The following is a 15100-nucleotide window of genomic DNA, read 5'->3' as shown; positions in this document are numbered from 1 at the left end:
GCGTTGGGCCTGAAGGCTTGCCACGAACTCATGAGGCTTGAAGGGCCCGCGAAGCATCGGGACTGAAGGCCGTCGCTGGGCGCGACTGCGACTGCGACTGCGGACCGGAGTCTTGCGCGGTGGGAGGGCCTTCAGGCCCGACGCCCTCCGCTCGGTTCGCCGCGAACCTCACCCCGGCGGCCAAGCGATCCGCACCTCGGTCGAACGCCCCGGCACCGTCACCAGCGATACCCGCGCCTGCAGGCCGCGCAGCCGCTCGACCGCGTTCGGCAGCCCCAGGCCGTGCCCGCGCGCGCCGTCGGCGCGCATCGCCGTGGTGACGCCGGGTTCGAACACTTTCACGATCGCCTCGCGTTCGCTGAGCCGCTGCGCTTGGTCCGGCGTGCACGCACCGCTGCTAACCAACGCGGCGCGCAGCCGCGCCAGATCGACGCCGCGGCCGTCGTCGCGCGCGCAGAACAGCCAGCCTTCGCGTTCGTCGAAGCCCAGGGTCAGGCGGACCGCGCCGACCGGGTCCTTGCCGATCCGGCGCCGCGCCGACATCGGCTCGATCCCGTGCAGCACCGCGTTGGCGACCAGTTCCATGCCGACGTCGCGCAACATCGCCGCCCGCGCCGGCGGCAGGCGCAGGAACGGGTCGAGCACCGCCTCCACCCGCACCGCCTTGCCCTGTTCGCCGGCAAGGCGGCGCGCCAGCGCGGCCCAGTCGGCGAAGGCGGCCCGATCCGCTGGCAACCCGGCCTCGCCGCCGCCGGACAAGGCCAGCAACGGCACCAGCGCGAACGGATCGGCGGGATCGGCCGCAATCGCAGCGAGAGCGTCCGCCGCTGGCGCTGGCGACGTGGGCGGGCCTTCAGGCCCGACGCTTTCCGCTGCGCCCGCGCCGAGGCTCCCACCGCGCGGCGAAAACGCTAAGCGCGCTGCGGCCGCATCGCAGCGCTGCGGATCGCTGCGCTGCGGCGAGAGCACCAACGCAGCGACGGCGGCGTCGGCCAGGCGCGAAGGCGGCGGCGATACCGAAACCGCAACCGGAGCGGGAATCCTGCGCTCGGCGACCGGCGTAGGCGCGATCGCGGCCGACGGCGCGGACACAGGCCGCGGCGAGGGTGTCGCGGAGGTGGGTTCGCTCGGGCGCGGCGCAGGAGCGGGAGCGTCCGCCGACTTCATCGGTCCATGCGCCGTTGTCGCAGCCGGCATCGCTTCGTCCGCCGCAGCCATCGCCGGCGCAACCGCCGCCGCGCCCGCATCGTGCGGGGCCTCATCCGATCCGGGCTCGCCGGTGTGGCGACGCAGACGGGCGACGAACGCGGCTCCCTCTCCGGGTTCCGCTACCGTCGCCGCCGGCACCGACGCAGGCGCGACCGCGGCAGCGCGCGGCGCCGGCACGACGGCCGCGGCTGCGCCGCTTTCCGACCGCTCGCCCGCGCGTTCGTCGATGCTCTTGCGCGCGCCGCGCGCGTCCAGGCCGACCACGAAATCGCGCACCATCGCGATGCGCTCGGCCAACAGCTCCAGGTGTCCCGCCAGGCGCGCGCCCTCGTCGCCGGCCGGCGCCGCGGCCGCGCGTTCGAGCAGGTCCAGTTCCAGATGGTGGGCCGGCGTCTCCAGCAGTTCCAGTTCGATCTCGGCCGCCTCGCGCTTGATCGTGCGCGCCTCCTGCAACAGGCTGCGCAGCGAGGCCTCGCGCTCGGCCGCGCCGACCGCGGCGCGCAGGCGCGGCAGGCGCACGCGGGCGCGTTCGAGCGCGGCGTCGGCGTGGCCGAGGCAACTGCGGATCTGCAAGCCGTCGCGCAGGCAGGCGCGCAGCAGGCCGTCGATCTGCGCGCGCAGGCGCATGCGCGCGCCGGCCAGTTCGCGGGCGATGCGCTGGCGCTCGCCGATGTCGGTCGCGATCACCAGCAGGTAGGCGACGCGTTCGCCATGGCGCACCGGCTCGAAGCGGAAGCCCCAGTGCGACGGCCGCGACGGCGGCCCCGGAAACGTCGCCTCCGCCAGCGGATTGCGCCCGGCCGGCGCGGCGCCGGCGCGCGCCGCGAAGCATTGGCGCAGGTGCGCGCGCAGGGCCTCGACGGTCTCGGCGGCGAGCAGCGGCCGCAACGCCTCGACCAGATCCATGCCCGGCCACAGCTTGCACCGCAGCGCCGCCGACAGCGACGGCGACACCGGTTCGCAGACGATGAAATCCGCATCGATCAGGCACACGCCGTCGGGAAGCGCGTGCAGCAGGTCTTCGCAACGCTCGCGCCACTGCGCGCGCTCGGCCTGCGCTTCGCGCTGCCGGCGCAGCGGCCCCAGCGCCAGGAACGCGACCGAACCGATGGTCGTGATCGCGCCCATGAGCGCGGCCAGACCCAGGCAATAACGCACCGACGCCAGCCGCACCGCCGCCGCCAGCCCCTCGGCCGAATACGCCGTCAGCGCCGCCGCCATCGTCGCCAGCCCGAGCGCGGCAACGGCGAACGCGGCCAGCGGCGGCCGCAGGCGGTCATCGGGATCGTTGCCATGTTCGGACATCGCTTGCTCCTTTTGCGCCGCTGCACCGGCGCGGCGAATGCGGCGCCGGCGGCGCGACGTCCGCCGCCGCGGCCGCCGCCAGTCGCGACGCTCGTCGCATCCATTGCAGATCGCGAAGACCGGCCCCGACCGCGCGGCAGGGTTCGGCCCCGCACGGCGGCCGCATCAGGGGGGATTCCGCCCGCCGACAGCGCCCGGCCGGAGCCGGCTTCGCGAAACGTCCGCGGCTTATTCCAGCCGCTCGATATCCACCACCAGCGAAGCGCTGTAGGTCTTCCAGCTCACCATGATCACGTACGGCCGCTTGCGCGAGCCGGCGGTGCCGATCGCGCCGGCGGCGGTGCGCGGCACCGAGATCTCCATCTCGCCGCCGAAGTGCTTGCGCGCGTTGCCGGCCAGGGTGTTGGCCAGTTCGCCGATGGTGTCGCGCAGGTTGGCGTCGGATTGGTCGCTCTCGTTGAGCGCCAGCAACAAGTGGCGGATCATCGCCCGCGGCGCCGACACGGTGATGGTGCCGCGGAACTGGCCGCTGACCGCGATCTGGCCGCTGTAGTCGAACACCGGCGCGGTGCCGCCGTTGTCGTCGAGGAACGCGCCGCGCACGCTCGCCGGCTCATGGGTGAGCTGGTTGAAGTAGTTGGTGACCGCGTCGATGAAGACCTTGATCTCGGTTTCGTTGAGGTCGCTCATGTCGGCAGCATCTCCAGCAGGGCCTCGACCAGTTGGTCGTCGGTGAAAGGTTTGTAGAGGAATCCGCGCGCACCCTTCTTGAGCGCGGTGATCGCGGTGGTTTTGTCGCTCAGCGCCGAGACCACCAGGATGTTGACGTCGTCGTCGATGGCGACGATCTGTTCGGTGCATTCCACGCCGCCCAGTTCGGGCATGGTCAGGTCCATGGTCACCACGTCGGGGCGGTGGCGCACGAACAGGCTCAGCGCTTCGGCGCCGTTGCGGGCCTGGCCGACGATCTCCAGGTTCGGCAGCCGCGCGTCGCCCGCCAGCCGCGCGATGCGTTGGCGGATCACGTTGGAGTCGTCCACGATCAGCAGTTTCATCCGGCCCCCGGATCAGAAAGTGAGTTGGAAATCGCCGCCCTCGGCCGCGGCGGCGGGCGCCGGCCTGGCCTCGGCCACCGGCAGGCGGATGCGGAATTCGGTGTAGGCGCCGACCTTGGTCGACATCGAAATGGTCCCGGCCATCGCCCGCACCTGCTTCATCACCAGGTCCATGCCGACGCCGTGGCCGGCGTCGCGGTCGCCGCGATCGGCCGCGGTCGATACGCCCGGCTCGAAGATCTTCATCATCGCGTCGCGGTCGCTGAGCGAGTCCAGTTGCTCCGGGCTGTAGCGCCCCGACGCCGCCAGCGCCGCGCGCACCCGCGCCACGTCGATGCCGCGGCCGTCGTCGCGCACGCTCAGCTCGATCTGGCGGCTGCCGGCGTCGGCGCTGCGGAAAGCGACAGCGCCGGTCGCCGGCTTGCCCAGCGCCGCGCGCTCCTGCGCCGGCTCGATGCCGTGCGCGACCGCGTTGCGCAGCAGTTGCAGGCCGATCGCGCGCAAGGCGGTCAGGGTTTCCGCCGGCACCCGCTCCAGGCCATCGAGCTGCATCTGCAACTGCACCTGCTTGCCCTGCTCGCGGGCGATGCGTTCGGCCAGCCCGCCCCAGCCTTCGACCAGGCGCTGCGCCGGCGTCGCCGCGGCCGCCGCGCGGGCGTTGTCGCCGCCGCCGATGCGGTCGAGGAACTCGCGGATCGTCGCCGCGCACTCGAACATGGCGTCCAGGTGCACGGTCATCTTGACCATGTCGGCGCCCTCGACCTCGCCGCGGTCGCGCAGGCCGATCAGGTCGACCTCGAAGTTGTGCGCCAGCGCCTCCAGCATTTCCAGGTTCAGCGCCGCCGCCTCGCTCTTGAGCGAGTGCACGTCGCGGAAGACCGCGTGGACCAGTTCCAGATAGTCGGTGCCGCCGCGGCGCGCGGCGGCCTGGCGCAGATCGTCGTTGATGCGTTCCAGCACCACGCCGATGCGGTGCAGGAAGAAGCGCACTTCGGCCGAGTCGCGGCTGAGCACGCGCAGCAGGCTCTCCATCTCCTCGCGGGTGCGGGTCTTGGCGGCGGCGATTTCCTGGGTCAGGCGCACCCGCTCGGTCGCGTCCGACACCGTCACCAGCAGGTGCACGGTGCCCTCGCCTTCCTGCACGCGGTTGAACTGGAAATTGAGGTAGCGCGGCTGGGCCTGGCCGCGCCCGTCGCTGCCGCCGGCCACCGGCACTTCCGACAGCGGGTTGAGGCTGGCGACCAGGTTCTCCTTGACCCGCTTGCCGAACAGCAGGCCGAGGTAATCGCGGGCCGCTTCCAGGGTTTGCGCGGCCACCATCGGCCGCAGCAGCTCGATCAGGTCCATGCCCGGCTCGACCCGGCGCTGCATGATCTGCGGCAGCGACTGCGACATGCGGTCGCCGATGCTGAAGTCGCTCGACACCAGGAACAGGCCTTCCTTCACCGTCGCCAGGATGTCCTGGGTCTGCTTGTTGGACTGGACCACGGCGCGGTCGCCGGCGCGCAGGCGGCCGAGGGCGACGAACACGGTGAACAGGAAGTTCAGCAGCAGCGCGGCCGCGCCGCCGTACTGCACTTCCGCCAGCAGCAGGCTGTTGGCTTCGGTGCGCTCCTGCACGATGCCGATCAGCGCGGTCATTTCCTGCAGCAGCGGCTCGATGTTCGTCAGGCCGTATTGAACCGCGTCGGCCACCTGCTCCGGCGGCAGCTCCGGCGCGTCGAGCAAGCGCTGGATGCGCTGCTCGAACGGCCGCCACAGGGCATCGACCTTGGCGTTGCTGTCGGCGAATTCCTTGCTGAACCATTCCGGCCGCAGCGGCTTGCGCTGACTTTCCTCGGGCATGCGGCCGCCTTCGCGGAACACCTGGATGGTGTGGCCGATGCGCTCGGCGCGCGCGCGCAGCGTCTTGGCCAGTTCCGGCGACGGCGCCCGGCCGGCTCGCTGTTCGCGCTCCATCTGCATCAGCGCGCGCAGCGCGATCTGGATCGAGGTGCGCTCCTGGCCAGCCAGGTCGCGCACGATCACGCGCTGGCCGATCTCCTCGCCGAGCCGCACGCTGACCACCACCATCACCGCCGCGATGACCAGCGACGACGCCACCGACACCATGATGGCCGAGTAGCGTCCCCACAGACCGCCGCTGTCCACCCGCTTCATCACACGCATGAGCTTGCTCCCCTGTCTGCCTCGCCGGCCCGGACGGACCGGCGGTTGCGCCCCGGCGCGCTGCGGATCAGAAATAGATCTGCGCGCGCAGCTGCGCGATCTGCGGATCGAGTCCGGTTCCGCGCCGGCGCGCCTCGGCCCACACGTAGTTGAACTGCAACCGGAAATGCTGGCCGAGGTACCAGTTGGCGCCGAAGGTCCAGTCGCGCTGGCGGCCGCCGAGGGCGACGCCGGCATCGTCGAGGTCGATGTGCGAATAGCGCGCGGCCAGTTCCACCGCGCCCCAGTCGCGGCGCGGCTTGAGGTTGCCGAAGGCGGCGCTCTTGTAGCCGCGCTTCTCGCCGGTCAGCACCCACGAGGCGGCGAGGTAATAGCCGTCGGCGCTGTAGTCGGCGACGCCATCGCGGTCGACGCCGATGCGCAGGTATTCGCTCTGCAGCAGCAGCGGGCCGCGTTGCCAGATCGCTTCCACGCCATAGCGGGCGATGCCTTCGACCCGGTTCAACGCGCCGGTATCGACCAGCCGGCGCGCGGCCAGGAACGCTTCCGGGCGCACTTGCAGGCGCAGGCTGTCGTCGTCGCGCTTCTCGTTCGAGGCCGACAGCCCCAGGTGCAGCACCTGGTTCTCGTCCTTGACCGGGTTGAACACCGCGCGCGCGCCGAGCGTGCGGCCGCGGTTGTCGCCGAGCAGATCGCCGCCGGCCTGGACCGCGGCGTTGAGATACCAGTTCGGGATCTTCTCGTAGGTCCAGTCCGCGCCCAGGCGGCGGCCGGCGTAGAACGCGGTCACCGGCAGCGCCCGCTCCATGAACGTGGTCGCGGTGGTGCTGACCGCGCTTTCCTCGTAGCCCACCGGGGTCTTGAACTGGCCGATGCGCAGGTCGCCCGCGGCGCCGGAGATGCGCACGAAGTTGTCGAGCCAGACCTCGTTGCGGAAGTCGTAGCCCAGGGCCAGCTCGAACATGCCGGGCTTGCGCACGAAGGCGCTGAGTTCCTGCCGGCGCCAGGCGTCGTCGTCGGCGAACGCGCCGCCGTCGGCGCCGCCGAAGCGGGCGACGTCGTAGCTGAGGTTGCCCTTGAGCCCGGCCTCGATCCCGGATTCGCTCGTCGCCTTGACCGGCCAGTCGCCCAGCACGCTGTAGCCGTCGGCGGCCCACGCGGGCGACGCCGCCAGCAACGACAGCGCCCCCCACCACACTCGTTCGAATCGCATGCAGCCTCCCGGGCCGTAACTGGACGTCGATGCCGGCGGGCTGGAACGATCGCGGCGGGCGCCGCGTCGGCCTGGCCGACGCGGCGCCTTCCGCACGGCGCGGCCGACGTCTGCCACCGGCGCCTGCGCGCCGCCGTCGTGCCGCTCCCCTCCCCTTGCCCCCTGTGTCTCGCGATGCGCGTTGCGCGGCGGCGCGAAACCATTGATTGCGAGGTCCGAGATAACGAGGCGAAAAAGCCTTGTCCAGACGGGAAAAACCGCGATGCGCGGCGGATGCACAGACTTGGCGTTGTTTGCGTAGCTGCGATCGGCTCATATGGTGCGATCGCCCTGTCGTCGCGGCCGCAAGGCGGCCGCGACGAGTCCGCATACTGCGGCGTGCGGTTCGACCCGAAGAAACAGCGATGCATCAACGCGCCGGGGCATCGAGCACGAGGATGGTGGCGTTGCCGCGACGCTCGCGTCCGGCGCATGGGCGGCCGCGTGCGGCACCTGCAGCGCGCGCGGCAGGCACGCAAAGGCGTTTAGGACTTGTTCGAACGAAAAATCCGCGTCGCGATAGTTACATCGACAACTAAAACGTGACGCACATCACTCACGATTCATCTTGAGCGCGGGCCTTGGCCTCTCGTTTGTGCACCAAAGGCACTCGAAATCCGCGCGTTTCGCGCAGCCGCAACGGCCCGGCTAGATCTTGAAATAGATCCGCCGCGCGTCGAGCGCGCGCACCACCAGCCACCACAGCGCGACGAACGCGAGCGCGAACGCCAGCGACGGCAGGTAGGGGCCGAACCGCGGCGTCATCCAGTCGGCGAAGCCGTGGCGGTACAGCGGCTCCAGCCAGCCCGTCGCCATCAGCAGGTACAGCAGCAGCGCCGAACCGGCGTACGCGGCGATGGCGTTGACGCCGAACGCGCGGCCCAGCGGCGGCCAGCCCTTGCGGTCGACCAGCACATGGCACAGCGCGAGGATCCAGCACGACCAGCCGCCGGCCCACAGCACGTAGGCGGGCGTCCACAGGTTCTTGTTGATCGGCTGCAGCAGGTCCAGCGCGCCGCCGGCGGCGAGGCCGACGGCGCCGGCGATCAGCAGCGCGCGCATCCGGCCGCGGCGCAGCCAGTCGCCGGCGCGCAGGCCGAGCAGCGTGGTCGCCAGCGCGCCGAGGGTGGAGACCAGCCCTTCCGGATCGTGGCCGCGGCCGCTGGCGGGATCGATCTGGTAGACGTGCGCGCCGAAGATCGCGAAGTCGGTGCGGCTGGCGATGTTGACCAGCGGCGCATAGCTGCCGCCCGCGGCGAGCAATCCGAAATAGCCCAGCAGCAGCGCGCCCCACAACGCCCATTGCGCGCGCGCCGGCAGGTACAGGGCGACCCACGCGGCCGCGGCGAAGCACAGGCCGATGCGTTGCAGCACCCCGGGCACGCGCAGGAATTGGCGATCGACCACCCACATCGCGATCAGGTGCAGCAGCAGGCCCAGGGCGAAGATGCGCAGCGCGCGCCACAGCGCCGGGCGCAGCAGCGCCGGCCGCGGCGTGCCGGCATCGAGCCGCGGCAGCATCGCCAGCGCGATCGACGCGCCGACGATGAACAGGAACATCGGGAAGACCAGGTCGGTCGGGGTGAAGCCGTGCCAGTCCGAGTGCAGCAGCGGCGCGTAGACGTGGCTCCAGTCGCCGGGATCGTTGACCAGCAGCATCGCCGCGACGGTGAGTCCGCGCAGCGCGTCGACCGAGGCGTAGCGTTTGGGCGACGGCGCGCGCGGCGCGGCGGCGGACGCCGGAGCCTGCGCCGGCGCCGCGCTCACGCGGCTTGCGCGAGGGCTTCGCCGATCATCGCCTCGACCGCTTCCAGGTCCGGCAGCAGCGCGGGGTCGTCGTTGAGCCGCACCCGCGCCTGCACGCCCAACGGCAGCGCTTCGTCGTCGCGGCTCTGCAGGTACAGGCCCGACGGCGACACGGTGACCAGGCGCGGGAAGCCCTGGGTCAGCATCGCGAAGTACGGCAGGCGCGAGGCGGCGCTGAGCGCCTTGAGCACGACCACCTTGCTGCCCAGGCCGCCGGGTTCGCGCGCCAGGCCGGAGAGTTCGCCGAAGGCGATCATCGGCAGGCTCCAGCCGCGCCAGCGGATCTGGCCGAGCAGCCAGCGCGGGGCGTTGGCGATCGGCGCCGGCGGCGCGTACGACAGCACCTCGGCGATGGTGGCGTTGGGCAGCAGCAGGCGCGCGCCGGCCACCTGGATCATGACGCCGCGGATGTCGTTGGCGGCGCTCAGGGCGAGCGCGCCGTCGTCGGCCGCGGCCTGCGCCTGCACGCTGTCGGCGGCCTGGTCGGCCGCAGCGTCGTCGCGATCGGGAATTTCGTTGGACATCGCGCGGTTCCTCGCCGCGTCGCGCGCGGCCGTGTGGCTGAAGCTCCGCCGGGCGGAGCCGTGTGGACGGTGGCGGCGCGCGCGCGCTGCCGGGGTATCGCCGCGCGCCGCATCGCTGCGGCGGCGCGTGGAGGCCGCGACGCGGGACGCGCGTCCCGCGCGGATCGCCGGCCGCGGCCGGCGACGCCGGGCCCGCGCATCCGCACGCCCGTCAGCGGGCGCGCGAAGCCGGACCCGCGATCAGAGCCGCGACCAGCGCGCCGCCAGCCGCGCCGCCAATTCGGCCGGCTGGCCGCTGCCGGCGCCGCGCGCGATCGCGGCGCTGGCCGCAGCCGCGTCGTAGCAACCGTCCGGCGCCTGTCCGACGACCATCGCGCCCTGCGCGGCCAAGGCCATCGCCGCATCGACCTGGGCCGGTTCGGCGCCGCTGAACAACAGCACCGCGCTGTCGCCGGCCGGCAAGGCTTCGAGCACCTCGCCGCCTTCGGCGAACTGGATGCCGTTGTCGGAGACCTCGATGCCGATTCCCGCCGGCAGGATGTAGATCACCCCGGCGATGGTGCGTGCGCCGGCTTCGGCCAGCTTCACCAGCACCGGCGTGGCGCGCTGCATCTGCGCGACCAGCTTGTCGTAGCGGCCGCCGTCCAGGCGCTGTTGCACCAGCACCGGGCGGTCGAAGTTGTCCGGCAGCGCGCCGAGCAGCTGGCGCACCGCGTCCGGGCCGCCGATGCCGGCCAGCACCAGCACCGCGCCGCCACGGCCGCCGTTGGCGACGGCGCCGGCGTCGGCCGGGCTGTCGTCGACCAGTTCCAGGCCGGAGATGCGCCGTTCGATCTCTTCCAGGTCGTGCCGCGGCCCCGGCGGCGCATGCGCGCCGCTCTGGCCGGTCGCGGCCTCGACCAGGCTGGTCTCGTCGGCGAACGACCAATCCGGCACCGACGGCGCCGACGGCGCGGGCCCCTTGGGCTGCGCCGGCGCGGTTTCGTCGCTGGCGAACTCCAGCGTGGTCTCGAAGCTGCGCGCGGGCGTGGCCGCCTGCGGCGGCGGCGCGCGGCTGTCGTCGAAGTCGAGCGCCGCGCCGGCATCGTCGCCGTGCGCGGCGAATGCGGCGTCCAGGTCGACCAGTTCCTGCACCTGGCCCGGCGCCGGCGCGCGCCACATTTCCATCTCGCCCAGCCCGGCCTCGTCGAGCGGCGGCACGCCGGCGTCGGCGCCTTCGGCCTGCCAGTCGTGGTGCTGGGCGTCGAACGGCTGCGCCTGGCCCGGCACCTGGGTCGAGTAGTCGCCGGCTTCCAGGGTCAGGTTGGAGAAGTCGAACGTTACGTCGCCACCGTCGTGCGACGCGGCCGGCGCGTCGGCGCCGGCGGATTCGTCGCTCGGGCCGAGCGCCTGGCGGGCGAAGAACTCGCGCGCCTCGTCGGGCAGCGGCGGCGGCTCGGTGAGCACGCGGTCGCCGGCCGAGCCGATCGGCGCGACGCGGTCGAGCTCGCCCAGCGATTCGCCGCCGAACGACAGCGGATCCACCGGCGATTCGGCCGAGACCGGATCGAAACTGACATGCGCCGCAAGCGCCGGCGGCGGTTCGTCGTCGGGATCGAACGCAGGCAGCGCTTCGACCGCTTCGATTTCCTCGATCTCGCCGAAATCGGCGGAGTCGAAGCGATCGGCGGTGTGGCGGGGCGGTTCGCTTGCCGGCGACTGGAAACCGGCGGACTCGAAGTCGAGCGAGTCCAGGCGGGTCGAATCGAGGTCGGCCGATTCGAGCTCGGTCGATTCGAACTCGGCCGAATCGAGCGCGCTGGAATCCAGGCCGATCGAATCCAGGCCGGCCGCGTCCGGGTCAACCTGCGGCGCGGGCTCGACGGCGTCGAACGTCACTCGCGCGGCGCCCTCGTCGAACCCGATGTACTCGGCTTGCGGCGCCGTCTCGGCGAAGTCGAGGGTGTATTCGGCGGCCGCGGCGTCCTCGCCCTGCGGCGACGGCGCAGCGACCGAGACCTCGGCCGATGCCGGCGCAAGCTCGGCGGCGGCCAGCGCGGCCGCGGCGCCGGGGCGCACGAACGCCAGCACGTTGTCGCTGGCGACCGGCGCCGGCACGTCGGCCGGCTCCTGCGCCAGCGGCGAGCCTTCCTGCACCGGCCGCTGGAACCCTTCGGCCTGCAACGCCGGCGCCGGCGGCTGCTCGGGCTCGCGGCCCGGCGGCAGCACATCGTCGTGGCGATGCAGCTTGGCGGTGAGATGACGCGCCCAGCGCGCCGCGTCCCAGCCCTCGCGCGCGGCGGCCAGTTCGGCCTCCTCGAAAATCACCTCGATCGAGGGATCCACCAGCACGTTCTCGAACCGGTCCAGCGCGTCCTCGGCGGCCGGATCGAGCACGACCACGACCACGTCGGGGTCGGCCGCATCCAGCGCCTTGGGGTCGAGCACGGTCGGATCGCCTTCCAGGACCAACTGCGCGCCGGCCTCGACCAGCGCATTGCGCAGGCGCTCGCAGGCCACGCCCGCGCGCGCCAACAACACTACACGACGATCGCCGTCAGCCATGGTGACGCGCGATTCCCAACAGTTCGAACACGTTCCGAATCAATTCCGGCTCCTGGTATGGCTTGCCGAGATAGCGTTCGACGCCGATCTCGAACGCGCGCTGGCGGTGTTTCTCGCCGCTGCGCGAGGTGATCATCACGATCGGCACGTTGCGCAGGACCGGATCGGCCTTCATCTGCGTGGCCAATTCGTAGCCGTCCATGCGCGGCATCTCGATGTCGAGCAGCATCAGGTCGGGCACGCGCTCGGCCATGCGCTCGAGCGCGTCGATGCCGTCCTTCGCCGCGACCACTTCGAAGTTGTGGCGCTCCAGCACGCGGCCGGTGACCTTGCGCATGGTGACCGAGTCGTCGACCACCATCACCAGCGGCACCTTGCGCGCCTCGACCGGCACCGCCGGCGGCGGCGCGCTCTGGGCGAAGTCCAGCAACTGCGCGGTGCGGCGGCGCACCAGCGGGGCGACGTCGAGGATCACCACCACGCGGCCGTCGCCCATGATGGTGGCGCCGAAGATGCCCGGCACCGAGGCCACCTGCGGGCCGACCGGCTTGACCACGATTTCGCGGTTGCCCACGACCTGGTCCACCGACACCGCCGCGCGCAGGTCGCCCGAGCGGATCAGCAGCAACGGCATCTGCAGCTGGCCTTCGGCCTTGGCCGGCGCGTGGCCGACCAGCACGCCCAGGTCGTGCACGTGGTAGTCCTCGCCGCCGTAGCGGTAGGCCACGTCGCCCTGGTCGAGCAAGTCGCGCGAGAGCCGGCCGACGCCGCGCACCGAGGCGATCGGCACGGCGAAGGTGGTGTCGCCGATGCGCACGAACACCGCCTGGGTGACCGCGAGCGTCTGCGGCAGGCGCAGGGTGAAGCGCACGCCCTGGCCGGGCGTGGACTGGATGTCGAGCGCGCCGCCGAGCTGGCGCACTTCGCTGGCGACCACGTCCATGCCGACGCCGCGGCCGGACAGACGGCTGACCTCGTCGGCGGTGGAGAAGCCCGGCTCCAGGATCAGCATGTCCAGGTCGGAGTCGGACAGCACCGCGTCGCTGCGGACCAGCCCGCGCTCCTCGCCGCGGCGGCGGATCGCCGCGCGGTCCAGGCCGGCGCCGTCGTCGGCGACTTCCAGCACCACTTCCGAACCTTCGCGGCGCACCGCGATGCGCACCGTGCCTTCGTCCACCTTGCCGGCGGCGCGGCGCCTGGCCGGGGTTTCCAGGCCGTGCGCGACCGCGTTGCGCAGCATGTGTTCCAGCGGCGCGGTCATGCGCTCGAGCACGTTGCGGTCGAGTTCGCCCTGGGTGCCTTCCAGCTTCAGCGCGACCTGCTTGCCCAGTTCGCTGGACGCCTGGCGCACCACGCGGCGCAGGCGCGGCAGCAGCGTGTCGAACGGCACCATGCGCGTACGCATGAGGCCTTCCTGCAGCTCCGAGCTCACCCGCGACTGCTGCAGCAGCAGGGTTTCGTACTGGCGGGTCAGGTCGTCGAGGGTGATCTGCAGGCTGTTCTGGTCGGCCGCCGATTCCGACAGCGCGCGCGAGAGCTGCTGCAGGGTCGAGAAACGGTCCAGTTCCAACGGGTCGAAGGAATGCTCGCCGGCATCGCCCTCGCGCTGGTAGCGCGCGATGATCTGCGCCTCGGTTTCGATTTCCAGGCGACGCAGCTGGTCGCGCATGCGCAGGTTGGTCTGGGCCATTTCCGCGATCGCGCCGCGGAACGCGCCGAGCTGCTGCTCCAGCCGGGCGCGGTAGATCGCGACCTCGCCGGCGTAGTTGACCAGGCGGTCGAGCAGGTCGGCGCGGATGCGCACCTGCTCCTGCGGCGCGCGCACGCCGATGTCGTCGTCGTCGGCCAGCGGCGCGGCGTCGGCGATCGGCGCGGACAGCGGCTTGAGGCCGGTGTCGTCGTCGGCGGTTTGCTCGGGCGCGGCGACGGCGGCGGGCGCCTCGATCGCGCCCAGGGTCAGCTCGCCGCGCGAACGCGCTTCGAACGTCGCGATCAGCGCGGCCGGCATGGCGATCGCCTTGCGCTGGCCGACCCGGGTGACCATGGCGTGCAGGCGGTCGAAACCGCGCTCGAGCAAGGCGACGCTGTCGCGGCCCAGTTCGGTGCGGTGGTCGACCACCGCTTCCAGCAGCGATTCCATGACGTGGCCGAGTTCGCCCACGGCCATGATGCCGGCCATGCGCGCACCGCCCTTGAGCGTGTGCAGGTCGCGCTGCAGGCCGACCAGCAGCTCGCGTTCGCCCGGCGTTTCGCGCAGCTGCGCGAGCAGGCCGTCGGAATGGTCGAGTAGGTCGCCGCCTTCCTCGACGAAGATGTCGACCAGTTCGGGGTCGAGCTCGCTCAGGTCCAGCGACTCGTCCGGATCCGGATCGGCGTTGGCGGCGCGGGCGAACGCCGCGGCCAGCGCCGCCGGCACGCCGGCGACGGTCGTCGCGGCGAGGGCGGGTTCGGCTTCGTCGTTGGCGGCCGGCGCAGGCGCCTGCTCGTCCAGGTGCGCGGCGTCGTGCAGGTAGGCCGGCTCCAGCGCATCGGCCTGGGCCTGATCGCGGGCCAGCCGCTCGGCGGCGTACTGCGCTTCCAGGCGTTCGTATTCCAGGCGTTCGGCTTCGGCCTGCTCCGCGGCGACGCATTCGGCTTCGAGACGCTCGGCTTCGGCCTGCTCCGCGGCGACGCGTTCGGCTTCGAGACGCTCGGCTTCGGCCTGCTCGGCGGCGACGCGCTCGGCTTCGAGGCGCTCGGCTTCGGCCTGTTCGGCAGCGACGCGCTCGGCTTCGAGGCGTTCGGCTTCGGCTTGCTCAGCGGCGACGCGTTCGGCTTCGAGGCGTTCGGCTTCGGCTTGCTCAGCAGCGACGCGCTCGGCTTCGAGGCGTTCGGCTTCGGCTTGCTCGGCCGCGAGGCGCTCGGCTTCGAGGTGCTCGGCGGCCAGACGTTGCGCCTCGGCCTTTTCGGTCTCGGCGCGTTCGGCTTCTTGACGCGCGGCTTCGGCCTCGGCGGCGTACTGCGCCTCCAGGCGCTCGTACTCCAGGCGCTCTTCTTCGGCGATGCGGTCGGCCTCGGCCTTCTGCGCCGCGATGCGTTCGGCTTCGGCCTGCTCGGCGGCAGTGCGCTCGACTTCGAGGCGCTCGGCCTCGGCTTGCTCGGCCGCAACACGCTCAGCTTCGAGACGTTCGGCTTCGGCCTGTTCGGCGGCGACGCGCTCAGCTTCGAGACGCTCGGCCTCGGCCTGTTCGGCAGCA

At 72.2% G+C, this 15100-nt stretch carries 9 protein-coding genes; all 9 read right to left on the bottom strand.

The features are described from left to right. Positions 1–168 precede the first annotated feature (168 nt). Entirely contained in the window at positions 169–2514 is a 2346-nt protein-coding gene (locus tag BLV01_RS17425) for an ATP-binding protein (RefSeq protein ID WP_091802599.1), read from the bottom strand. Between the two features lie 228 nt (positions 2515–2742). After that, complete coding sequence (locus BLV01_RS17420; protein WP_091802596.1) at positions 2743–3204, bottom strand: chemotaxis protein CheX; 462 nt, start codon at positions 3202–3204, stop codon at positions 2743–2745. Next, entirely contained in the window at positions 3201–3569 is a 369-nt protein-coding gene (locus tag BLV01_RS17415; RefSeq protein WP_091802593.1) for a response regulator, read from the bottom strand. Before BLV01_RS17415 ends, BLV01_RS17420 begins: the two co-directional genes overlap by 4 nt. A gap of 12 nt (positions 3570–3581) precedes the next feature. Then, the gene (locus BLV01_RS17410; RefSeq protein ID WP_091802590.1) at positions 3582–5738 is read right to left on the bottom strand and encodes an ATP-binding protein; all 2157 of its coding nucleotides are present in this window, start codon (positions 5736–5738) and stop codon (positions 3582–3584) included. Between the two features lie 67 nt (positions 5739–5805). Continuing rightward, entirely contained in the window at positions 5806–6951 is a 1146-nt protein-coding gene (locus BLV01_RS17405; protein ID WP_091802586.1) for an OprO/OprP family phosphate-selective porin, read from the bottom strand. Positions 6952–7638: 687 nt separating this feature from the next. Next, a complete protein-coding gene (locus BLV01_RS17400; RefSeq protein ID WP_256375616.1) occupies positions 7639–8757 on the bottom strand; it encodes an acyltransferase family protein in 1119 nt (372 codons plus the stop codon). Continuing rightward, positions 8754–9224, bottom strand: a complete 471-nt coding sequence (locus BLV01_RS17395; protein ID WP_091802815.1) for a chemotaxis protein CheW — start codon at positions 9222–9224, stop codon at positions 8754–8756. The genes BLV01_RS17400 and BLV01_RS17395 overlap by 4 nt, the downstream gene beginning before the upstream one ends. A gap of 336 nt (positions 9225–9560) precedes the next feature. Next, positions 9561–11864 (bottom strand): chemotaxis protein CheB, encoded by a 2304-nt coding sequence (locus BLV01_RS26910; RefSeq protein WP_254782676.1) that lies wholly within the window; start codon positions 11862–11864, stop codon positions 9561–9563. After that, on the bottom strand, positions 11857–15100 hold a 3244-nt coding region (locus tag BLV01_RS26365; RefSeq protein ID WP_175486057.1), incomplete at its 5' end, for a response regulator. The genes BLV01_RS26910 and BLV01_RS26365, both read right to left, overlap by 8 nt.

This window comes from Lysobacter sp. yr284 (assembly GCF_900107375.1).
In the GTDB taxonomy this organism is placed as follows: domain Bacteria; phylum Pseudomonadota; class Gammaproteobacteria; order Xanthomonadales; family Xanthomonadaceae; genus Lysobacter.
This window is presented reverse-complemented; position numbering and strand designations above follow the sequence as displayed.